Annotated in this window: 11 protein-coding genes and 2 tRNA genes; 9 read left to right on the top strand and 4 right to left on the bottom strand. The window is 59.9% G+C overall.

Annotated elements, in window-relative coordinates:
- On the bottom strand, positions 1-494 hold a 494-nt coding region (locus AFK24_RS00005), incomplete at its 3' end, for an IS110 family transposase (protein ID WP_430962140.1).
- A 219-nt stretch (positions 495-713) separates the two neighbouring features.
- On the opposite strand from AFK24_RS00005, the gene AFK24_RS00010 reads away from it, so the two are divergent.
- From AFK24_RS00010 to AFK24_RS00020, 3 genes are all read left to right on the top strand, one after another.
- Entirely contained in the window at positions 714-10,979 is a 10,266-nt protein-coding gene (locus tag AFK24_RS00010) for a non-ribosomal peptide synthetase (protein ID WP_065831294.1), read from the top strand.
- Complete coding sequence (locus tag AFK24_RS00015; RefSeq protein ID WP_065831295.1) at positions 10,976-14,110, top strand: non-ribosomal peptide synthetase; 3,135 nt, start codon at positions 10,976-10,978, stop codon at positions 14,108-14,110. The genes AFK24_RS00010 and AFK24_RS00015 overlap by 4 nt, the downstream gene beginning before the upstream one ends.
- Positions 14,111-14,542: 432 nt before the next feature.
- Entirely contained in the window at positions 14,543-16,993 is a 2,451-nt protein-coding gene (locus AFK24_RS00020) for a TonB-dependent siderophore receptor (protein WP_065831296.1), read from the top strand.
- Between the two features lie 78 nt (positions 16,994-17,071).
- Here AFK24_RS00020 and AFK24_RS00025 read toward each other — a convergent pair whose 3' ends face one another.
- Positions 17,072-18,037 (bottom strand): bile acid:sodium symporter family protein, encoded by a 966-nt coding sequence (locus AFK24_RS00025; RefSeq protein WP_065831297.1) that lies wholly within the window; start codon positions 18,035-18,037, stop codon positions 17,072-17,074.
- Between the two features lie 146 nt (positions 18,038-18,183).
- The gene (gene rdgC / locus AFK24_RS00030) at positions 18,184-19,104 is read right to left on the bottom strand and encodes a recombination-associated protein RdgC (RefSeq protein WP_020289237.1); all 921 of its coding nucleotides are present in this window, start codon (positions 19,102-19,104) and stop codon (positions 18,184-18,186) included.
- A gap of 161 nt (positions 19,105-19,265) precedes the next feature.
- Between rdgC and AFK24_RS00035 the strand changes: the two genes are divergently transcribed.
- The 6 genes from AFK24_RS00035 to AFK24_RS00060 all read left to right on the top strand — a co-directional run bounded on the left by AFK24_RS00035 (position 19,266) and on the right by AFK24_RS00060 (position 22,258).
- Positions 19,266-19,341 (top strand) — tRNA-Val (locus tag AFK24_RS00035).
- 19 nt (positions 19,342-19,360) lie between these two features.
- Positions 19,361-19,437 (top strand) — tRNA-Asp (locus AFK24_RS00040).
- Positions 19,438-19,806: 369 nt separating this feature from the next.
- Positions 19,807-20,568: an FKBP-type peptidyl-prolyl cis-trans isomerase gene (locus AFK24_RS00045; RefSeq protein ID WP_065831298.1), complete on the top strand. Its 762-nt coding sequence runs from the start codon at positions 19,807-19,809 to the stop codon at positions 20,566-20,568.
- Between the two features lie 392 nt (positions 20,569-20,960).
- On the top strand, positions 20,961-21,413 hold the full coding sequence (locus tag AFK24_RS00050) for a YkvA family protein (protein WP_065831299.1): 453 nt from the start codon (positions 20,961-20,963) through the stop codon (positions 21,411-21,413).
- Positions 21,414-21,548: 135 nt separating this feature from the next.
- On the top strand, positions 21,549-21,896 hold the full coding sequence (locus AFK24_RS00055; RefSeq protein WP_065831300.1) for a helix-turn-helix domain-containing protein: 348 nt from the start codon (positions 21,549-21,551) through the stop codon (positions 21,894-21,896).
- Positions 21,893-22,258, top strand: a complete 366-nt coding sequence (locus tag AFK24_RS00060) for a hypothetical protein (RefSeq protein ID WP_065831301.1) — start codon at positions 21,893-21,895, stop codon at positions 22,256-22,258. The genes AFK24_RS00055 and AFK24_RS00060 overlap by 4 nt, the downstream gene beginning before the upstream one ends.
- A gap of 25 nt (positions 22,259-22,283) precedes the next feature.
- Here AFK24_RS00060 and AFK24_RS00065 read toward each other — a convergent pair whose 3' ends face one another.
- A complete protein-coding gene (locus AFK24_RS00065) occupies positions 22,284-24,059 on the bottom strand; it encodes a bifunctional diguanylate cyclase/phosphodiesterase (RefSeq protein WP_065831302.1) in 1,776 nt (591 codons plus the stop codon).
- Positions 24,060-24,101 lie beyond the last annotated feature (42 nt).

The following is a 24,101-nucleotide window of genomic DNA, read 5'->3' on the forward strand; positions in this document are numbered from 1 at the left end:
ATGCCATGTTCGAGCAACAAACCGCGCATCTGGTTACCCATTGCGGTGTGCCGCCTCACGTACCCTTGCCGGGCTCGATGCAGGGCCTGCATAGCCAATTGCGCTGTGCTTTTGATCGGCACTGCCGCAATGTTTTGATCTCGGCCTGCGCGCAAGATCGCCAGTACATCGTTGCGATCATTCTTGGCGCCGCTGCGGTGGTCGGCCACGTGTTGCGCCGGCAGAATTCTCGCCAGCTTGCCTTGTGTCTGGAGCAATCGCGCCCAGGCCTGCGCACCAGGGCCTGTTTCCATCAGCACCGTCACGCCGGTCGGCAGCTTGTGGAGAAGCAGCAGAAAGGCTTCGCGTGACTTGATTCGGGCTTCGTAAATGACTTGGCCAAGGGCATCTTCCCCGGCCACCTGGAACACATTCTTGGCAAGATCTACCGCCACAGTCGAACACACAGACACATCGACTGGAGACGGATGAGTTTTGGTCGTATGCTTTTTCATGGGCTCGCCCTCGCTGTCGTTGGCTTCTTAAGAATGCCACCGTGGCGCTACAGACGCCTCGGCTTGGGCGAGTCCATCCAATTACAATGTTTCACTGATCAGCATGTCGCATAGACATGGAATAACCCCTCAATCAGCTAATTTTTGCCCCATGCCATCCGTTTTCTGAGGACTGGTCGAGCCCGTGGCTCCCACTCTTCTTTGGACGGATGCCTGCTGATGAATGCACAAGATTCCCTGAAACTCGCCCGCCGCTTCATCGAGTTGCCGTTGCAGAAACGTCAGCTGTTTCTCGATGGTTTGCGCCGCGAAGGGATCGATTTTTCGGTGTTTCCGATCCCTCGGGGAGTGGCGGCCGAAGACCGCGATGCGTTGTCTTACGCCCAGCAGCGCATGTGGTTTCTCTGGCAACTGGACCCGCAGGGCGCGGCGTATAACTTGCCGGGCGCGGTGCGGCTGACCGGTCCGCTGGATGAATCTGCCTGTGAGCAGGCGTTCGCCAGTTTGATCCAGCGTCACGAAACCCTGCGCACGGTGTTTGAACGCTACGCTGATGACAGTCTGCACCAGGTGCCGTGCGCCGCATCGCTGGTTATCGAACGTGAGGATTTCAGTGCACTGCCCGCTGCCGAGCGCGAAGCCAGCGTGCTGGAGCTGGCGCAGCAGCAAGCGACCAAACCCTTCGATCTGGCGCGCGGGCCTTTGCTGCGGGTCAAGCTGCTCAAGCTCGGCGCTCGGGAACATGTGCTGCTGTTGACCCTGCATCACATCGTCTCCGACGGCTGGTCGATGAACGTGTTGATCGACGAGTTCACCCATTTCTACGACGCCCATCAGCAGGTTCGCGCAGCGCAGATGGCCGAGTTGCCGATTCAGTACAGCGACTACGCCTTGTGGCAGCGGCGTTGGCTGGAAGCGGGCGAGCAAGCGCGGCAGCTGGACTATTGGCAGGCGCAACTGGGCGACGAACACCCGCTGCTGGAATTGCCCACCGATCATTCCCGACCTGCGGTTGCCAGCTATCGCGGTGTGCGTCACGAGTTTGCCGTGGACGGGCAACTGGTCGAACAGCTGCGCAGCCTGGCCCAGCAGCACAACGTCACGTTGTTCATGCTGTTGCTCGGTTCGTTCAATGTGCTGCTGCATCGCTACAGCGGCCAGCGCGATATTCGCGTCGGCGTGCCGATTGCCAACCGCAATCGCAGCGAAATCGAAGGCTTGATCGGCTTTTTCGTCAACACTCAGGTCCTGCGCTGCCAACTGGACGGCCAGACTCGGGTCAGCGATTTGCTGCAAGGCATCAAGGAAACCGCACTCAGCGCCCAGGCGCATCAGGACTTGCCGTTCGAGCGTCTGGTCGAAGCGCTCAAGCTGGAACGCAGCCTCAGCCACACGCCTTTATTTCAGGTGATGTACAACCATCAGCCGCACGTCGCCGACATCAGTTCGATCACCACGGTTTGCGGTCTGACCCTCGGGCTGGTGGAAAATCAGGGTCGCACCACTCAATTCGACCTGACCCTCGATACCTGGGAAAAGGCTGGCAAGCTGCAAGCGGCGCTGACCTATGCCAGCGATCTGTTCGAGCCCGCGACCATCGCGCGGATGGCTCGTCATTGGACCAACCTGTTGCGGGCCATCGTCAGCGATCCTCGGCAATGCGTCGGCGAGTTGTCGATGCTCGACCCGGCTGAATATCAAACCCTGATCCATGCCTGGAATCCCAAGGCTGATTTTCAACAACCGGACCGCTGCATCCACCAGTTGATCGCTGAGCAGGTCGCGGCGATGCCGGACAGCGTGGCGCTGATCCATGGCGAGCAGCGCCTGACGTATCGGCAACTCGACACTCGCGCCAACCAGCTGGCGCACAAACTGATCGAGCTTGGCGTTAGCCCGGAAGTGCGGGTTGGCGTGGCCATGGCGCGCAGTGATGGCTTGATCGTCGCCTTGCTGGCGGTGCTCAAAGCGGGTGGCACTTATGTGCCGCTGGACCCGGAATACCCCGCCGAGCGCGTCGCCTACATGTTGCACGACAGCCAGGCGCAGGTGCTGCTGACTGAAAGCGCGGTCATGGCGGGTTTGCCGCAGACGCAGGCGGCGGTGGTGTTGCTCGATCATGCCGGATGGCTGGCGGATTACCCCCAAGTCGCGCCGCAATCTCAGGTGTCGGCGCAGAATCTGGCCTATGTGATTTACACCTCGGGCTCGACCGGTAAACCCAAAGGCGTGGCGATTGCCCATGGCAACGTCGCGGCGCTGATCCACTGGTCGCAGCAGGCTTACGGTCGGGAGGATTTGCAGGGCGTACTGGCCTCGACGTCGGTGTGTTTCGATCTTTCGGTCTGGGAGATTTTCGTCACCCTGGCCAGCGGTGGTTTCATCGTGCTGGCGCGTAATGCGCTGGAATTGCCGCAACTGCCAGCGCGTAATCAGGTGCGATTGATCAACAGCGTGCCGTCGGCGGTCGCGGCGTTGCAACGCAACGGCGAGATTCCCGACAGCGTGCGCATCATCAATCTGGCTGGCGAGCCGCTCAAGCAATCGCTGGTCGAGGCGCTGTATCAACAGCAGACCATCGAGCACGTTTACGATCTGTACGGCCCGTCGGAAGACACCACGTATTCCACCTGGACCCGCCGCGAAGTCGGTGGCAGCGCCAATATCGGCCGACCGCTGAGCGGCACTCGCAGCTATATGCTCGACGTGGATCTGCAACCGGCACCCATAGGCGTTGCCGCCGAGCTGTACCTGGCGGGCGCCGGGATTACCCGAGGCTATCTTGGGCGTCCGGGGCTTACGGCAGAGCGTTTTGTGCCTGATCCATTCGCGGCGAACGGCGAGCGTCTGTATCGCACCGGCGACCTGACCCGCTATCGCCCGGATGGCGTGATCGAGTACGTCGGGCGCATCGATCATCAGGTGAAGCTGCGTGGTTTTCGTATCGAACTCGGCGAGATCGAAGCGCGCTTGCTCAGCCATGCGCGGATCAAGGACGCGGTGGTGCTGGTTCACGACGGCAAGACCTTGCTGGCGTACGTGGTGCCGGATGGCGTGCCCGAAGACCCGGCGGCGCTCAATCAACAGCTCAAGGATCACGTGCTGCTGACGCTGCCGGAATACATGGTGCCGAATCTGTTCGTGCAGCTCGACCAGTTGCCGACCACGCCCAATGGCAAGCTGGATCGTAAAGCGCTGCCACAACCGGATGCGGTTCAGGCGCAGCGCTTCACCGCGCCCGGCACCGGCAGGGAGCAGGCCTTGGCGGAAATCTGGCAGCAAGTGCTGGGCGTGAATCAGGTTGGGCTGGACGACAATTTCTTTGAGCTGGGCGGTGATTCCATCGTTTCGATTCAGGTGGTCAGTCGTGCGCGGCAGGCCGGTCTGACGCTGACGCCACGGGATCTGTTCCAGTATCAGACCTTGCGCAGCCTTGCCGAAGTCGCCCGGGAGGAAATGCCGCTGTTGCTCAATCAGCAACCGGTAATCGGTTCGGCATTGCTGACGCCGATTCAGCAGTGGTTTTTCGAACAGCCCATCCCGGAACGTCAGCACTGGAATCAGGCGGTTTTACTGACGCCCAAACAAGCGGTGGACAGCTCGGCATTGCAGCGCGCGCTGGACTGGCTCACTCAGCAGCACGATGTGCTGCGCCTGCGCTTCGCCCTCAACGCTGCACAGGACTGGCAGCAATGGCACGCCGAAGCGCAGCCCGTGGAACTCTGGCAGCGCACCGCAACGGGTGCCGAGTGTCTGCGTGAACTCTGCAACGACGCACAGGCCAGCCTGAACCTGAGCCAAGGCCCGTTATTGCGCGCGCTGTTGGTGGACATGGCCGATGGCAGCCAGCGCTTGCTGCTGGTGATCCACCATCTGGTGGTGGATGGGGTTTCCTGGCGCGTCTTGCTTGAGGATCTGCAACAGGCTTATGCCCAGGCGCAAGCCGGGCAGGAGTTACCTGCGGCGTACAAAACCAGCGCCTATCAACAGTGGGCGGCGCGGCTTGCTGAATACGCCTCAAGCCCGGCGCTTGAGGCGGAGCTGCCGTATTGGCAGGCACAGCTGCAACAGGCCGCGCCGGACCTGCCTTGCGACAATCCGCACGGCGGCCAAACCAATGCCGTGGCGCGGCGCATCAGCCTGCGTCTGGACCAGCAGCGCACCCGGCAATTGCTGCAACAGGCTCCTGCGGCGTATCGCACCCAGGTCAATGACTTGCTGTTGACCGTTTTGAGCCGGGTGATCTGTAACTGGACCGGTCACGCCTCGACCCTGATTCAACTGGAAGGCCATGGCCGGGAGCAACTGTTCGACGACATCGACCTGACCCGCAGCGTCGGTTGGTTCACCAGCCTGTATCCACTGCGTCTGTTGCCTGCGGTCGATCTCGGCGATTCGATCAAGGCCATCAAAGAGCAACTGCGTGGCGTGCCGAATAAGGGCGTCGGTTATGGCGTGCTGCGTTATCTGGCCCGTAATCAGTCTCTGGCAGATACGCCGCAACCGCGCATTACCTTCAACTATCTGGGCCAGTTCGATCAGCAGTTCGACGAGGGCGCGTCGTTCATGCCTGCCAGGGAAGGCAGCGGCTCCGGGCAAAGCGAACAAGCGCCGCTGGCCAATTGGCTCAGCATCGAAGGTCAAGTGTCCAGCGGGGAATTGCAGCTCGACTGGAATTTCAGTCACGAAATGTTCCATGACTCAACCATTCAGCGCCTGGTGGATGACTACACCCGGGAGCTGAAGACGCTGATTGAACACTGCACGGCCAGCGTCAATCAGGGGATGACGCCTTCGGATTTCCCGTTGGCGCGCCTGAGCCAAAAACAGCTGGATGGCCTGACACTGACGGTCAGTGGTGTTGAGGATATTTATCCACTGGCGCCCATGCAGCAGGGTATGTTGTTTCACAGCCTGCTGGAGCAGAGCGGCGGCGATTACATCAATCAGATTCAGCTATCGATTGGCGGGCTGGATACCCAGCGCTTCCGCGCGGCATGGCAGGCTGCGGTGGATTGTCACGATGTCCTGCGCAGCGGTTTCATTGTCGAAGCTCCCGGACAAGCCCGGATTTGTGCAAAACCCGGTAGGAGGGGACTTGTCCCCGAAGGCGTAAGTCCGGACAACCTTGAACTGGAGCAGCCGCTTCAGGTGGTCTTCAGGAATATCGAGGTGCCATTCAGCGTGCTGGACTGGCGTGATCAGGCCGAGCAACGCGCCGCCTTGCAAACCCTGGCCCAGGACGAGCGCGACCGGGGCTTCGATCTCACCCAAGCGCCTTTGCTGCGCCTGTTGCTGGTGCGCACCGCCGATGATCGCCACGAGCTGATTTACACCAGCCACCACATTCTCATGGACGGCTGGAGTAACTCGCAGCTGTTGGGCGAGGTCTTGCAGCGCTATCAAGGGCACGCACCGCAGCGGCAGGTCGGGCGTTATCGGGATTACATCGCCTGGCTGCAACGTCAGGATGCCGGGCTCAGCCAGGGATTCTGGACCGAGCAGCTTGCCGTGTTGCAGGCACCTACTTTGCTGGCGCCGGCCATAACCACTTCCACTGCTTTACAAATCAGGGGCTACGGCGACCTTTATCAGCGCTTCGACGTCGGCCAGAGCCAACGCTTGAGCGAGTTCGCCCGCCAGCAGAAAGTCACCGTCAACACGTTGATTCAGGCAGCGTGGCTACTGCTGTTGCAGCGTTATACCGGCCAGGACTGCGTTACTTTCGGCGCCACGGTGGCCGGACGTCCAGCGGACATCGACGGCATCGAGCAGCACATCGGTCTGTTCATCAACACCTTGCCGGTGATCGCCAGCCCGCGCAGCGAGCAGCCGGTCAGCCAATGGCTGCAAGCGGTGCAGGCGCAGAATCTGGCGTTGCGCGAGCACGAACATACGCCGTTGTTCGATATCCAGCGTTGGGCCGGGCAGGGCGGCGCGGCGTTGTTCGACACGATCATGGTCTTCGAAAACTATCCGGTCTCTGAAGTGCTGAAAAGCAGCGCGCCACAGGGTTTGCAGTTCGGCGAGCTGCTCAATCATGAACAAACCCATTACCCGTTGACCCTGGCTGTAGGTCTGGGCGAAACCCTGGATGTGCATTTCAGCTATGACCTGCGGCACTTCGCCCAGGCCAGCGTCGAACAGTTGAGTCGGCATTTGTCGGCGCTGTTGCTGGGCATGCTCGAGCAGCCACAACTGGCTGTCGGTGAACTGGCGATGCTGGCTGCGGACGAAGTGCGGACCATTCTCGCGCTCAATCCGCCATTCACCGATGTTGCGCGCACGCCGGTGCCGCAATTGATCGAGCAACAGGCGCAGCGCGCGCCCGACACTGTGGCGCTGGTGTTCGGCGCCCAGCAACTGAGTTATCAACAGCTCAACGCCCATGCCAATCAGCTGGCGCATACCTTGATTGCACGCGGTGTCGGGCCGGATGCGCGGGTGGGCATCGCGGTGGAGCGTGGTCTGGAAATGATCGTCGGGCTGTTGGCGATCCTCAAGGCGGGCGCGGCTTATGTGCCGTTGGACCCGGCTTATCCAGAGGATCGGCTGGCGTACATGGTGCAGGACAGTGGCTTGAAATTGCTGCTGACCCAGCGTCATTTGCTGGCGCAGCTGCCGATCCCGGTTGATGTGGAAACGCTGATCGTCGAATTGGCTGATAACCCACCCAATGCCGTCAATCCGCCGCAACGCTGCGCCCCGGACAACCTGGCTTACGCCATCTACACCTCGGGCTCCACCGGCAAGCCCAAGGGCGTAATGGTGCCCCACGGGGCGCTGAGCAATTTCCTGTGGAGCATGGCGAAAAAACCCGGCCTGACAGCCGAGGATCGCATGCTGTCCCTGACGACATTTTCCTTCGACATTTTCGGCCTGGAGATTTACCTGCCGCTGATCGTCGGTGCCCGCGTGGTGCTGGTGGATAAAGACACAACCATGGACGCGGAGCGCATCCTCGACCTCGTTGCCGATCAGAACGTCACTGCGCTGCAAGCCACGCCGTCGACGTGGCGCATGGTCCTGGACAGCCCGCAGGCCAGCACGTTGCGCGGCTGCAAATTGCTGTGTGGCGGCGAGGCCCTGGCCGATGAGCTGGCCTTGCGCATGGCCGGGTTGGGCGAGGTGTGGAATCTCTACGGGCCGACCGAAACCACCATCTGGTCGGCGCAACATCCGCTGCTCGGCGAAGATCCGCAACCCTGGCTGGGCACCGCCATCGACAACACCGCGTTGTATATCCTCGCTGCCAACGGCGAGCTGGCGCCGGTCGGTGTGGCGGGCGAGCTGTTGATTGCGGGCAGCGGGCTGGCGCGGGGGTATTTCCAGCGTCCGGGTTTGACTGCCGAGCGCTTTCTGCCTGATCCATTCGGCAAGGCGGGCGAGCGCTTGTATCGCACTGGCGACCTGGCACGTTATCGCCCGGACGGGGTGATCGAGTACCTGGGACGCATCGATCATCAGGTCAAGATTCGCGGTTTCCGTATTGAGCTGGGCGAAATCGAAGCGCAGCTCATGCAGCAGACCGGCGTGCGCGATGTGGCGGTGCTGGCGCGGGAGATCGCCGGCAGCCAGCAATTGGTGGCTTACGTGAGCGGAGTAAATGATCGCGAAGCGCTTAAAGCCAGTCTCAAGCAGACGCTGCCGGATTACATGGTGCCGACCCATTGGCTGTTCCTTGAGCGCTTACCGCTCACGCCCAACGGCAAACTGGACCGCAAGGCCTTGCCGATGCCCGACGCCAATGAAGCGGCGCAGCGTTTTGTCGCGCCGCAGACCGCGCTGGAAAAACACATCGCTTCGGTTTGGCAGGACGTATTGAAGCTGGAACGGGTCGGTTTGAGCGACAACTTCTTCGAGCTCGGCGGTCACTCGTTGCTGGCAACTCAGGTGGTCGCGCGACTCAAGCAGCAGCTGGCGTTGCCGGTTGGCCTGCGGGATCTGTTCGCCGAACCGCAGTTGCAGGCATTTGCCGCTCGGCTGGCCGGGCAAGCCGATGTCGATCCCGGCAACACGCTGGCGCTGGTCGCCGCAGGGGAGCAAGCCACTGCGCCGTTGTCGTTGGCGCAACGCCGTTTGTGGGTGGCCGAGCAGTTCGGCTCCGGCAGCGGCGCTTACGGCATGCCATTGGCGCTGCGTCTGCGCGGTGCGCTGAATATCGAATCGTTGCGCGCCAGTCTGGCAGCGGTGATCCAGCGCCACGAAATACTGCGCACGGCGTATCTGGCCGATGACGAAGGCGACCCGATTGCCTTGGTGTCGGCGCAGATCGCCCTGGATGTGCCGCTGTTGGACATTAGTCATCTGTCGCCCGTGGAGCAGCAAGCCCAAGTGGTGCTGGCGACTGCGAACAACACGCGCCAGCCCATCAGCCTGGAGCAGGCGCCGTTACTGCGTGCGCAAGTGTTGCGCGTGTCGGCAACCGAACATGTGCTGCTGTATTCGATGCACCACATCATCTCCGACGGCTGGTCCATGGCGGTGCTGGTCAATGAGCTGGTGCAGAACTACGCGGCGCTGGAGCAGGGTGCGGACTCAGCGTTGCAACCGTTGCCGGTGCAATATTCCGACTATGCGCGTTGGCAACTGGCGCTGGAGCGCAGCGGTGCTCTGCGCGAGCAGGCCGGTTACTGGCAGCAAGCGCTGGCGGGCAGTTCCGGTTTGTTGCCGTTGCACATGGATTTCCCGCGTCCAGCCAGTGCGTCGTATGCCGGTGCGAACCTGCAATTCAGCCTGCCGTCGGCGTTGAGCGATGCACTGAACCGGGTGGCGCAACGCGCCGGAGTGACGCTGTACAGCACGCTGCTCGCGGCATTTCAGGTCTTGCTGCATCAATGCACTGACGCCGACGACCTGCTGATCGGCGCGGATGTGGCCGGACGTCAGCAACCCGAGCTGGAAGGCTTGATCGGCTTCTTCGTCAACATCCTGCCATTGCGCTCGCGCTTCGCTGCCGATCAGCCATTTTCAGCCTTCCTCGCGACCACTCAGGAAACCGCGTTGAGTGCCTTCGAACATCAGGATCTGCCGCTGGACATGATCGTCGAAGCGGCGGGAACGTCGCGCCACAAAGGCGTCAATCCGCTGGTTCAGGTGTTGTTCGTGATGAACAACCTGCCGCTGCACAGCGCCGGCATCGAAGGCATCGCCGTGGAGGTGTTGCCTGATCCGGGCGGTTATTCGAAGTTCGACATGGCGCTGTTCATCGACCAGAGCGCCAGCCAGTTGCAAGGCACCTGGCAGTTTGCGAGCGACCTGTTCAAGCCCGAGCGTATCCAGCATTTGCTCGACAGCTGGCTGGAGATTCTCCAACTCATCGTGCGTGACCCAGACATCAGATTGAGGGATATCAACGTGCCCACCCACATTGCAGCCAAACCTGTTGCAACAGATGCAGTTTCACCGGCCCGATCCAAGGCTGACAAGCTGGGTTCTTTCCTGAAAAAGCCGAACAAGACCGCCAGCGCCGCGCCGTTGTTTCGCGAGTCGCTGGTCGTGCCCGGCCAGCCGTTTCCGTTGCTGGTGGAGCCCACCGACCCAGGACTGGACCTGATCGAGTGGGTCAAGGCCAATCGGCCGTTGATCGAACAGAAACTCGCCCATCACGCGGGCATTCTGTTTCGGGGTTTCCAGCTGCGCGACATTCAGGATTTCGAAGCCTTTGCCGAAGCGGTGCAGCCGGGTTTGTACGGGCAATACGGCGACTTGCCCAAGAAAGAAGGCGGCAAGAACACCTATCGCTCCACGCCGTACCCGGAAAAGAAAATGATCCTGTTCCACAACGAAAGCGCCCATCAGGATCGCTGGCCGCGCAAACAATTGTTTTTCTGCGAGCAACCGTCGCCGGTGGGCGGTGCCACGCCCGTGGTGGATTGCCGGTTGATGTATCGCTCGCTGCCCGTTGCGCTGCGCGAGAAGTTCGAAAGCAAGGGCTTGCTGTATGTGCGCACCTTCGCCGACAAACTCGATGTGTCGTGGCAGCACTTCTTCAAGACCGACAGCCACGCCGAGGTCGAGGCCCGGTGCCAGTTGGCGGGCATTCAATGGGAATGGCTGGACCACGACGAATTGCAGATTCGCACACCGTGCCCGGCGATCATCGAACACCCAATCACCGGCGAGAAAAGCTTCTTCAATCAGGTGCAGTTGCACCACATCTATTGCCTGGACCCGGACGTGCGCGACGATTTGCTGGGCCTGTTCGGCGCCCAGCGCATGCCGCGCCATGTCTATTACGGCGATGGCTCACCTATCGAAGACGACGTGATGCGTCAGTTGGGTGAGCTGTACGAGCAATGCGCGGTGCGCTTCGACTGGCGCAAGGGCGATGTAATCCTGCTCGACAACATGCTCGCCGCCCACGCCCGCGACCCGTTCGAAGGGCCGCGCAAGATCGTGGTGGCCATGGGCGAGATGGTCGAGCGCAGCGCACTGCAACACACGCCAAAACCGGTCATGGAAGCACAAGGGACTGACGCATGAATACGCACGACGAAGTGATCACCGACCTGGGCCTTGCCTTGCTGGCGCAACAGCTGACCGAGCTTGAGCCCGTGCAAAACGGCGCCAACTGGGGCGAGTCCGCGTATTTTCTGCGCATCGACATCGAGGGCCAACTGGACCCACAGCACGTGCAACGTGCGCTGGACGAATGTGTGAAGCGTCAGCCAGTGTTGGCCACGCAATTGCGATCGGTGCCGGGTTACCACGGCCTGCGCCAGTTCCCCGGCGCGGGTCGGCTGGATTTTGCCTTGATGGTGGATGAGCAGGCCCAGTCGGCGCAGGACCTCGAGCAACGCCTGGCGCAGTGGTATGCGCGGCCGTTGCAACTGGCGACAGGCCGGTTCGCCGAAGCCCTGTTGCTGCGCCGGGATGCGCAGGCCTGGCAACTGGTGCTGGGCGTAGGCAAGTTTCTCGTGGATCAGGAAAGCCTGAAGATCCTGTTCCGGGATTTGCTGGCGGCCTACAGCAATCAGGTTGCCGGTGAAGAAGAGCAGGCGCAGTTCGCGCAGTATCTGGAATGGCGCAGCGAAGTGGTGCTCGACGAAGACGCCGGGACTGCCAAAAGCTATTGGCAGGCGCAGCTGAATTCGCAGCAAACCACTGCCCCGGATCTGCCGGAGCGCCGCCGAGGAGCGGTAGCTCGTGCGACGATCCAGAGTCTTGAGGCTGCAATCGATCCTCAGTTATTGACCCGTCTCGATACCTTGGCCGCAACGCAGGCGCGTCCGCTGGAAACGATGTTGCAGGCCGCGTGGTGGCTGCTGTTGAGACGGATCAGCGGCCGCGAAGTGTTCGTCGGCACCTGGCGTCACGATGCGCGCCGGGATTATGAATTCTTCACTGACAGCATCGGCCTGTTCGAGAAGAACCTGCCGCTGACGTTCTCCCCTGACATGAATCAGCCGTTCAGCGTCTGGCTTGCCGGCATTGGCGCGCAGCTGGAAGATCACAGCACCTGGCAGGAATACCTGCCGGCTTCAGTGGTCTCGTCGGCCTATGGCTTTGCAGTGCGCGGATCGGCTCGAACGCAAACTGCTGCGGGCTTGAGCTGGACGCCCGGCGAGTTGCCGGAAACTGCGCCGCAGTTCGAGCTGGTGTTGAACGCGCTGCTTGATCAAAACCAGAAAGCCAGCCGCTTACGCCTGGACTTTCTGCCGGAGCGGCACGCGGAAAACACCGTGCAGCGTTTGCTGGGTCAGTATCAGGTGCTGTTGCAAAGCATTGCCGAGCCGCAAAACGCGGCGACGCCAATGGCCCAGCTCAATGTGTCGAGCGAGCAGGAACGGGAGGCATTGCTGGCGCTCAACCCTGCGCCGCTGAACCTGCCCGATCAGGGTTTGTTGCCCGCGATCATTGCCCGTTGGGCGCAGCAAACTCCGGACGCCGTCGCGCTTGAAGCCGATGGGCAACGCCTTACTTACGCCGAGCTTGAGGTTCAGGTTCGTCAGGTCGCCGCAGGTTTTGTCGCCCAAGGCATCACCCGCGGATCAATCGTTGCCCTGGCGCTGCCACGTTGCATGAATCAGGTGCTGGCGATTCTGGCTGCGTGGCGCGCAGGGGCTGCTTATCTGCCGCTTGATCCGGCCTGGCCGCTGGCGCGTCGCCAGTCGATTGTTGAGCAGGCGGGCGCGAGTCTGGTGATTGAAGATGCCGCTGACCTTATGACGGTTGAGTCGCCGGAGTTGACCGAACTTGAGCTGAGTGGCGCTGACGCGGCCTACGTGTTGTTCACCTCAGGCTCGACCGGAACGCCCAAGGGCGTGGTAATCGAGCATCGCCAATTGCTCAATTACACGGCTGGGGTAACGCGCCAGTTGGGTCTTGATGGCTGTAAGCATTTCGCCTTGGGCTCGACCGTGGCAGCTGATCTGGGTAATACCACCCTATACGGTGCGCTGTTCAACGGTGCCACCCTGCATATTTGCAGTGATCAGGTGATGCAGGATGCGCAGGGCTTTGCCGATTTCGTTCAGGCGCAGCGGATCGATTGCCTGAAAATCGTGCCATCGCATCTGAGCGCCTTGCTGGATGTCGAGCGACCCAGCCTGCCGGGGACGCTGGTGCTGGGCGGCGAGGCGATTGCGAGCAGTCTGGTCGAGCGGATTTTGCAGATTCGTCCCGATTGTCGGTTGTTCAATCATTACGGCCCGACCGAAACCACGGTCGGTGTCATGGTCCATCCAATCACCCGCGCCGATGCGCAGCAGCCCGGCATCCCGCTCAGCCAGGTGCTGCCCAATAATCAGGTGTACATCCTGGATGCCCGGCAACAGCTGGTGGCGGGCGGCGAACTGGGTGAGTTGTATATCGGTGGCCGGCAACTGGCGCGGGGCTATCTGAATACTGCTGCTGACGATCAGGCGTTTATCCCCAATCCGTTTGCGACGGGCGAGCGGCTGTACCGCAGCGGCGATCTGGCCCGCTATCGCGTCGATGGCAGCATCGAGCTTTATGGGCGCAAGGATCAGCAAGTGAAAGTGCGCGGCTTCCGTATCGAACTGGCGGAAATCGAAGCACAGCTGCTGCAACTCCCGGAAGTCAGCGAAGCCGTGGTGTTGCTGGACCCGTCATCCGCAGAGCCGGTGGCCTTTGTCGTGGCGGGGCGGGGCGTATCGGGCGAAGCGCTCAAGGCCGAACTGGCGCTGCGTTTACCCGCCGTAATGGTGCCGGGGCGTATGCAACTGCTGGAACGCATGCCGCGTCTGGGCAATGGCAAGGTGGATCGACAGGCGCTGTCGCGATGTGAAGCCAGCGAGCCAGCGCACGCGTATCTGGCACCGCGCGATGCCTTGGAACAGCTGCTGGCTTCGCGCATGGCGCAGTTGTTGGGGCAGGAAACCTTGAGCGTTGATCAGGACTTTTTCGCTGCCGGCGGCCATTCGTTGCTGGTGATCAAGCTGGTGGCCGGTATTCGCAAACTGCTGCAATGCGAAGTGCAGCCGGGCATCGTCTTCGACAATCCAACCCCGGCGGCGCTGGCCCTGGCGTTGCGCGAACGGGAGGCGAGTCCTGGCCAGCTGGAGAAAATTGCTCAGGCGCGCCTGACACTGGATGCCATGACCCCCGAAGAGAAAGCGCAGATGCTGGCGAGGGCGCGGCAAGGGGCTTGATTAGGCGCTCGGCTGTAGGACCGGCTTTAGCCGGGAGGGCAATTGACGCTTTCGCGACTAAAGTCGCTCCTACGGCTGATTCGCGGGCAAGTCGGAACGCCGCCCGCTCGCTCCAACGGGTTTGAGATACGTCCGGTTTTTGCCAACAACGGGAAATATTCGCAAATGGAGAAATTTTCCCCATTTCACTAAATTTTCACTTTCCCGTTCGTTCATTCAAAGCTCGATACCGTTTTCGCTGCCCGCTTTATTCCTGGGCGCGTGTCTTTGTGCAGTAAACACGGCGCCTTGACGCTAACGACGAGCAACTCATTCTTTACTGGCCAGCCATCCTCAGAGACGGCGGCCCGCCAACTTAACAATTCAATCGGGGTGATTCATCGCATGAAATCCAGGAACCAGACATTTGCCAGGCGTTTGTTGAAATCGCCGATGCCTTCATGGAGAACTTCTGCATCCGTAGTGGTATTGGGGTTGGCGCTGGGAACGTGCGAGGGCGTATTCGCCGAAGTCCGTCACGTGAATATTCCGGCCCAGCCGCTGGATACCGCGCTGAATGCGCTGGGCGCGCAAACCGGGCTGCAAGTGTTATATCGGCCGGAAATGGTCAGCGGCAAGAAATCCGTGGCGGTCAATGGCGACCTTGAGCCGGGTGCTGCGCTGGACAAGTTGCTCAATGGCGCCGGCCTGACGTATCGCATCGAAAACAACACGATTTTCCTTAGCGAAGAGTCGGTTGCGGGCGGCGCGATGGAACTGGGCGCGACGACGATTCAGGGCCAGGGCATGGGCCAGGCGACTGAGAACTCCAAGTCCTACACCACCGGTTTGACCAGCGTGGGCTCTAAAACCCCCACCAGCCTGCGCCAGACGCCGCAGTCGATTTCCATCATCAGCCAACAAATGATGGCTGATCAGCAGTTGACCGATATCAACGATGCACTGCGCATGACGCCGGGCATCACCGTGCAGAACAGCACCTATCGGACCTTCGACATTCTGTCCCGTGGTTTCAAGATCGAAAACTTCCAGCTCGATGGTGCCGCGCCGATGGCGTTGGGCAGCTCGCTGGGCAGCTTCTATTCGTCCAACGTCTACGATCTGGCCGAGTTCGACCACATTGAAGTGCTGCGTGGTTCGGCGGCATTGTTCGGCGGCACCGGTGATCCGGGCGGCATCGTCAACATGGTGCGCAAGCGCCCGATGGACACCTATCAGCTGAAACTCACCGCGTCGGCGGGCAGCTGGGACAACTATCGCCAGGAAGTGGACCTCACTGGCCCGATCGCCTTCGACGGCAAACTGCGCGGGCGTATGGTGGTTGCCAACACCGATCGGCAGTATTTCATCGATAACCGCAGCACGGAAAAACCGTTCGTCTATGGCGTCCTCGAAGCTGACGTCACCGATGACACCATGCTTACCGCCGGTATCCGCTATAACAAAGCCCATGAAAATGGCACGCAAAACTCTGTACCGCGCTACCTCGACGGTTCCGATATCGGTCTGCCGCGTCACACCAGCCTCGGTCAAAACTGGGGTTATACCGACACCACGGGGCGCGAGATTTTCGCCAAGATCGACCACAAGCTTTCCGATGACTGGAAACTCAACGTTTCCTATACCGATCTTTGGGATGTCGGTTACTTCAAGACCACTACCGTCAGCGGTGTAGGCGTCGATAAGGCGACCGGAGCCGGATTGTCCTGGAGCAGCACGACTGCCAAACAGGAAAACCAGCAGCGCATGTGGGACACCAACCTGTCGGGTACTTTCGATATGTTTGGCCTGAAACATGATCTGGTCGTCGGCGCTGACTATCAGGACGTGACCAGTCGCTGGCTCGGGGTTGCCCGAGTGGTCGGTGGCGCAATCAACCCTTACGACCCGGACAGCACGCCGTTCGCCGAGCCGGCAAACAACACCAACTACACACGTGATTACAGTCCCAACGACCAGAAGCAGTACGGTCTGTATGGCAGCTTGCGCATGCAGTTGGCCGAGCCGCTGCACTTGATCCTTGGCGCCCGTGTACAACGCTACAAATTCGATCAGACCTACAAGACGCTTACTGCGGGCACCTGGAAGACTTCATCGGAAATTTCCATGCGCGAACCGACCAAAGTCACGCCGTATGGCGGACTGGTCTATGACCTGAATGACGAGTGGTCGGTGTACGGCAGCTATTCGGAGATCTACAAGCCGCAGGTCAGTTTGCTGACCGGTTCGGGCTCCTCGCTCGAAGCCATGGAAGGCAAGACCTATGAAACCGGTCTTAAAGGCGAGTTGTTCGGCGGCAGCGTCAACACCAACTTCGCGCTGTATTACACCAAGCGTGACAATCAGGGCGTGCGCGATCCGGCTTATCCTGCCAACGACTATGACTTCTCCGGCAGCTGCTGCTGGATTGGTAGCGGCGAAGTGGTGAGCAAGGGCGTCGACATGGAAGTGTCGGGTGAAATCATGCCTGACTGGATGTTGATGGCCGGTTATACCTACAACCAGAACCATAACAAGAGCTCCAAGACGCTGCTGAGCACCCAGACGCCCAAGCACTTGTTCAAGCTGTTTTCCACCTATCAGCTGCCCGGCGTGTTGTCGGACTTTAAAGTGGGTGGCGGCGTGAACCTGCAAAGCTCCAACTACTACAGCGGCACGGTGACCAACAACGGCGCCACCAACACCTATGACTTCGAACAGGCGGGCTATGCGGTCTGGAATGCGTTGGCCGAATACAAGGTCGACGAACACTGGACCGTCACCTATAACGCCAACAACATTTTCGACAAGACGTATTACTCCACAGTGGGATCGACATCCGCCACCAACTGGTATGGCGAACCGCGCAACCACATGCTGACCTTGCGCGGCACCTTCTGGTAACAGAACGCGCTTGAATGAAAAGGGGGAGCCAGATCACTGGCTCCCCCTTTTTTTGTTGTCGATGTTGCGGTCCTGCAATCAGTCGACGACGGTAACAGGCGCCTTCGCCGGCTCATCGTCTTCTTTCATCTTGCGGAAGTACGTCGAAAGCAGTGCGCCGGAAATGTTGTGCCAGACACTGAACAACGCGCTGGGCACCGCCGCCAATGGCGAGAAGTGCGCGCTGGCCAGTGCCGCGCCAAGCCCGGAGTTCTGCATGCCGACTTCCAGCGCCAGGGATTTGCGTTGCGCCAATGGCAGCTTGAAGACCTTGCCGGTGAAGTAACCCAGCAGGAAACCGAAGCTGTTATGCAGGATCACCACGAGCATGATCAGCAGGCCGGATTCGGCGATCTTCGCCTGACTGGCGGCAACCACGGCGCAAACAATCATCACGATGCTCACCACCGAAACCAATGGCAACACGTCCACGGCATAGCTGACCCGCTTGCCGAGCAAGCGCTGCGCAAGTACGCCGAGCACGATGGGCAGCATGACCAGTTGCAGGATCGACCAGAACATATCCATGAAGGACACCGGCAACCAGGCCGAGGCCAGGAACCAGATCAGGGTCGGCGTCAGCAGCGGGGCGAGCAGGGTGGTGACCGCTGCGATGGCCACTGCCAGGGCCAGATCGCCCTTGGCCAGCCAGGCCATGACATTGGAAGACGTGCCGCTCGGGCAGCAACCCACCAGAATCACCCCGACGGCGATTTCCGGCGGCAGATGAAACACCTGGCAGAGCAACCACGCCACGCCGGGCATGATCACAAAATGCGCGACCACACCCAGGGCCACGCGCCACGGATGGCGGGCAACTTCGGAAAAGTCATCGAGCTTGAGGGTCAGGCCCATCCCGAACATCACCAGCCCCAGCAGCGGGACGATCAGTGTTTTCAGACCGATGAACCATTGTGGGAACAGGAACGCCAATACGGCGAACAGCAGCACCCAGTACGCAAAGGTATTACCGACAAAACGACTCAAGGCTGCCAATGCACGCATGGCGGGCTCCTTTTTTATTGGGTTCATATTCCGTGGGAGCGAGGCTTGCCCGCGAAAGAACGATAACGCGGTGGGTCTGACGCCATCGCGTTGCCTCATTCGCGGGCAAGTCGGAACGCCGCCCGCTCGCTCCAACAGGTTTTGCTTTAAATCCCCTGCGGCAACTCTTCACCGCCCAGGGCTTCGACCAGCTCCGGGAGGAACTCGCCGAAGGTCAGCATCATCAGGGTAAAGCTGGCATCGAGCTGGCCCAGGGCTTCGTCGCCGCCGTCCTGTTCCGCCTGATCCTGCAGCAGGTCTTCGAACTTAAGGCGCTTGACCACCATCTTGTCGTCCAGCACGAAGGACAGCTTGTCCTGCCACGCCAGGGACAGTTGGGTAACGACTTTGCCGGTGCTCAAGTGCAGCTGGATTTCATCGCTGGTCAGGTCCTGACGCTTGCAACGCACGATCCCGCCATCTTCATGGGTGTCGCGCAGTTCGCATTCGTCGAGCACAAAGAAGTTGTCCGCAGCTTTCTGCGTGGTGACCCATTCGGTCATCACCGCAGTCGGTGCGGTCTTGACGGTCAGCGGACGCACCGGCAGCGAGCCGATCACTTCACGCAGCGTCGACAGCAAGTCTTCGGCGCGCTTCGGGCTGGCCGAGTTGACCAGGATCAGGCCCTGTTTCGGCGCGATGGCGGCGAAAGTGGCGGAACGACGAATAAAGGCCCGCGGCAGGAAGGCCTGGATGATTTCATCCTTGATCTGGTCGCGTTCCTTCTTATAGACCTTGCGCATTTGCTCGGCCTCGATCTCTTCGACCTTCTCCTTGACCGCGTCGCGCACGACGCTGCCCGGCAGGATGCGTTCTTCCTTGCGTGCCGCGATCAGCAGGAAGTCGCCGCTGATGTGTACCAGTGGAGCGTCTTCACCTTTGCCAAAAGGGGCGACGAAACCGTAAGTGGTCAACTCCTGGCTGGCACAGGCGCGGGCCGGTTTGGTCGCCAGTGCAGTTTCCAGCGCCTCGGCGTCAAAAGGCAGATCCTGGGTCAGGCGATAGATAAGCAGGTTTTTGAACCACATGAGGTGAATCTCTCCTTCTATACAAAGGGGGGCATTATTCGCTCCTCGGACCCTGCGGCCAACCCTGCGCTAAGCCTTTGGAAGGATTATAAAAATTATTTAAAAAAGTGCTTGCCAGAGGTAGGGTCGCTACGTAGAATGCGCGCCACACGATGAGTGAAGGGTGATTAGCTCAGCTGGGAGAGCAGCTGCCTTACAAGCAGCGGGTCGGCGGTTCGATCCCGTCATCACCCACCAATCATTCAAAGTGTTACGCGCAGCGGTAGTTCAGTCGGTTAGAATACCGGCCTGTCACGCCGGGGGTCGCGGGTTCGAGTCCCGTCCGCTGCGCCATATTCCGCTTCAAGGCCCTTGAACTCCTTGAAGCAAAAGAAAGCCCGCCTAGTGCGGGCTTTTCTTTGTCTGCGTTTTTTCATTCCAGCCTTTATATAGCGGTCACGCACCGCGGATAAGTATTCATCGCCTCTGCATCGTCCAATTCGATCGACTTGATGTGTCAGATGAATCTAGTAGATTTGTACGATTTTGCGCAAAGTCCCTGAACCCGAACTGAACAAGCGGCCCTCCATCTCAAGAAAACCTTTGGATACCTGAACTTATCTGGCTTTTCTGCCTCTCATGCCGGTAGCCATTGATCGCGGCGGCCTGATAAGCTCGCGGCTTTACTCGTTTGCCCTATTGGCGCATGAACAAGGAATTAGCATGAAACAGCATCGGTTGGCAGCGGCGATTGCCCTGGTCGGTCTGGTACTCGCAGGTTGTGATAAGCAAGCCAGCACTGTTGAGCTGAAAACCCCGGCACAGAAAGCGTCTTATGGTATTGGCCTGAACATGGGCAAAAGCCTGGCTCAGGAAGGCATGGATGATCTGGATTCCAAGGCAGTTGCCTTGGGTATCGAAGATGCCGTCGGCAAGAAAGACCAGAAGCTCAAGGATGATGAATTGGTAGAAGCTTTCGCCGCGCTGCAAAAGCGTGCCGAAGAGCGTCTGGCCAAGATGAGCGAAGAGTCGGCCTCGGCTGGCAAGAAATTCCTTGAAGAAAACGGCAAGAAAGCTGGTGTAGTTACCACCGCGTCCGGCCTGCAATATGAAATCGTCAAGAAAGCCGATGGCGCTCAGCCTAAAGCTACCGACGTGGTGACTGTTCACTACGAAGGCAAGTTGACTGACGGCAAGGTGTTCGACAGTTCTGTTGAGCGCGGCAGCCCGATTGATCTGCCGGTCAGCGGCGTGATTCCGGGTTGGGTTGAAGGCCTGCAACTGATGCACGTCGGCGAGAAGATCAAGCTCTACATCCCGAGCGATCTGGCTTACGGCGCACAGAGCCCTAGCCCGATGATCCCTGCCAACTCGGTATTGGTCTTCGACCTGGAACTGCTCGGCATCAAGGATCCAGCTTCGATGCCGGCTCCTGGCGCTGATGCTGAAGAGGAAGAAGAGACTGCACCTGCTACTAAAAAATAAGTAGCGGTTCAGGCTTGAGCAAAACGCCCCGTTTCGACGGGGCGTTTTCGTTTCTGTGTAATTTGTCGAACGGATGCAATTGGGTGCAGTCCCAACTACATCAAGCGGGAGATGGTTCTGTCGATTGTCAGACGATCCAACATTAATCCACAGGCTCGGCTGTGGGTAACTTCCACAGGCCTGCAAGTCAACGAATTTTGTGGCTTTTTTCAGGTGAGTAAAAAACGCCCGATTTGAGTCAGGTGCCTATAGAACGGGCCTCTGCGGCCTGAAAAGTAGCTCTGTTCACAAGGTTATCCACAAGTTGTGTGGATAACCTTTTTGATGACCAGACGCCGACGATTGTAGGATCGACGTTTATTCACAGAAAAAGTCGCTCAACAGGAGTGGACATGAAAGCACCGTGGAATTTTCTTCGCTATTTACCCATGGCTCGCCGATTGATGGCGGCAGGGCGTTTACCAGGCTTGCTGTTTGCTGTTGCGCGCAAGGGCTCTGCGGAAGGCAGTCGCCTGGGCAAGATCAAGGACGATCTGCGGCTTCTGCAGTCGTTGTGCCTGGCGTACTGGCGCGGTGAGTATCGCGCGATCAGTCCGACGGCGATTCTGTCCATCGTTGCCGGGCTGATGTACTTCCTCAGCCCGCTGGACGCTATTCCCGACTGGATCCCTGGCTTGGGCATGCTCGATGACATCGCAGTGCTGGCGTGGGTCATGAAGCATCTGGAGGGCGAGTTGTCGGCGTTTCGCCAATGGCGGGAGCGACAGGCGCCAGAAAAGCTGCTGGTAGTGGAGCGTTTGCCGGCTACACCAGCGTTGCTCGAACAGGAAAAAGCCAAGGATTGACTCCTATTCAGTAATTCGCCGCTATATAGGGCGCAGTTATAGATTCAGGACAGGCATATGGCCTTCATCCACTGTTAAGATGCAGCAACATGGAAAACGCCTACTCGCATGTGTAGTTGTCCTACAGGGGGTTGTATGGATCTTCAGGTCATTTCTCGTGATGGAGAGCCAGAATACGCAGTGTTGCCGTGGGCTCAGTACCAGGCATTGCTACGCGCCGCAGGTCTAGCGTCCAAAGAGAGCCCTGCGTCGAGCACTCAGCCGGTCGAGCCGGGTGAGGTGAATGCTGATTTGCCGGGGCTGGATCAGTTGGCGACGCTTCGAGCTGCCAAGGGGCTGGAAGTCGCGCAATTGGCGCGCACGGTAGGCATCAGCCCTTCGTATCTGGAGTTGATTGAAAGTGCGGTGCGCCAGCCCGACGCCGCTATCCGCCGCAGCCTGGCCTGGGAATTGGGTGTCGCTGGCTGGCGAGGTGAGGCATGAGCGTACGCATCAGTCGCCAGCACTGGGAAGGGCTATTGGCTGAACTGGATCAGGCGCGTCGCCAGCGCCACTTGCTGACCTATCGCGCGCTGCTGGAGCGTCTGCAACTGCCCAGCCCCGCGATGCAAACCCTCACTGCCGCGCTTGAGCATCTGGCTGCGCTGGATGCTCGCGCCGAGCAGCCGTTGCGCAGTGCGCTGGTTATCAGCCAGGGCGCGAGTCGTTTGCCACGCACCGGTTTTTTCGAATGTGTTGAACGCCTGGGGCGTTTCTCCGGGCCATCCGACGGGATCGCGGCGGCGTCCTGGCATGCTTCGGAAGTGGTGCGGGTGTTTGAGTTCGTGTATCCGGAATCGGAATGACGGAATGAAAGTCGCGTTCGCGCGATTACCTCATTGCCAACAAATCCAGCTCTCGCGTGTCGATTACATGCAGGCTCGCCCCGGCGACTTCCTTGGCGTAGTGCTTGGCTTGTGATGCCAGTTCGGCCAGGCGACTGGCGTCCAGTTCGGCGCAGGATTCGGGATGCAGATGGATGACGCCGATGGACAGCGACAGCAGCGCGAACTCCTGGCGTTGGCCGTGGCGATTCAGGGCGATGAAGCAGCCGGCTTCCAGATGTTCGGCCCGATAGAAGCGTCGGCACTGATTCTGGAAGTCTTCCAGCAGGGCATTCAGGCGCTTGTTCCAGTCTTCCGAGCCCAGCACCATCAGAAAGTCATCGCCGCCAATGTGCCCGACAAAATCGCGGCTGGGGTCAATCCGGTCGTTAAGGCATTGGGCGAGACACAGCAGAACCTCGTCGCCGCGCCCGTAGCCGTAGATATCGTTGAAGGGTTTGAAACTGTCGATATCCACGTAGCAGATCATCGATTCCCGGCCCTGTTGCAACAAACGGGTCAGGCATTGCTGGATCGGCACGTTGCCGGGCAGCAGGGTCAGCGGGTTGGCATAGCGAGCCTGCTGGATTTTCAGCTCGGTAATCAGTTTGAGCACATCGATCACCCGGCCCAGACCCAGATAGCGGCCGTTCTGGGTGATGATGAAGTCTTCTTCGATGCGCTGCCGGGCGCGACTGGTCAGCAGGCGGCTGACCTGCGCCAGGGACTGGCTCAGTTCCACGGCGAGAAAGTCATCGCTCATCAGGCGGCTGATCGGCTTGCGGGCGAACAGCTCGGTGGCAAATGGCTTGAGGAGGATTTCCGATAACGAATGCCGGTGAACAATCCCGCACGGCTGGCCGTTTTCATCCAGCACGGCGAGGGAATTGAGATTGGCCTGTTTGCGAAATGCCTCAAGCACCGAAGCAGTCGGCATGTTGTGCACCACCGCCGCTTGCTCGTTGAGCAGGGCACTCAAATCGCTGCCTTCCTCGGTCAGCACCAGTGTTGAGCTGGTTTCCAGCTTGGGCAGCATCGCTTGCGCGTCTCGTGGTGGGTGTTCTTGCGGGCGACAGAGCAGATAGCCCTGTACCAGCTCCACGCCCATTTCCCTGAGCACCGCCAGCTCCTCGGGCAGCTCAATGCCCTCGGCGATGACCAGCGCCCGGGAAGCTCTGGCCATTTGCAGCATGGAACCGACAAACTCGCGCTTGACCGCGTCCTGATGGATACCGTCGATGAAGTGCCGGTCGATCTTGACGTACTCCGGACGCAGTTCCGACCACAGGCGCAGGCTGGAATAGCCCGCGCCCAGATCGTCCATCGCGATGGAGAAGCCCATGTCGCGATAGTGGTGCAGCGCGGTGTACAGCAGCTCGAAATCTTCGGTGGGAGTCTGCTCGGTCAGCTCGATCACCACATTGCTGGGTGCGATGCCGTAGCGTTGCAACAGCTGCAAGGTTCGGCCTGGCGGATGCGCAGGTTCCAGCAAGGATTCCGGGGAAATATTGAGGAACAGCTTGCCAGGCAGCTTCTGCTGGCTGAACCGACGACACGCGCTTTCCCGACACTGCAACTCCAGCTCGCTGAGGCGACCGGACTGGCGGGCAATGGCGAACAGGTTGATCGGTGAATGCAGCGAGCTGTTCGATGGGCCTCGGGTCAGGGCTTCATAACCCAGGATGCGGCGTTCGGACAGTGACACGATGGGCTGGAACAGACTGTGTAAATCGCCATGAGCCAGAATTGAACTCAATGCGTTCAGCTGTTCAGTTGCGGTCATGGCGATCTCAAGGCAAGAAAAAGGGGCTAAGCATTGTGCGCT

The organism is Pseudomonas syringae, assembly GCF_001698815.1.
Taxonomy (GTDB): Bacteria; Pseudomonadota; Gammaproteobacteria; order Pseudomonadales; family Pseudomonadaceae; genus Aquipseudomonas; species Aquipseudomonas syringae_A.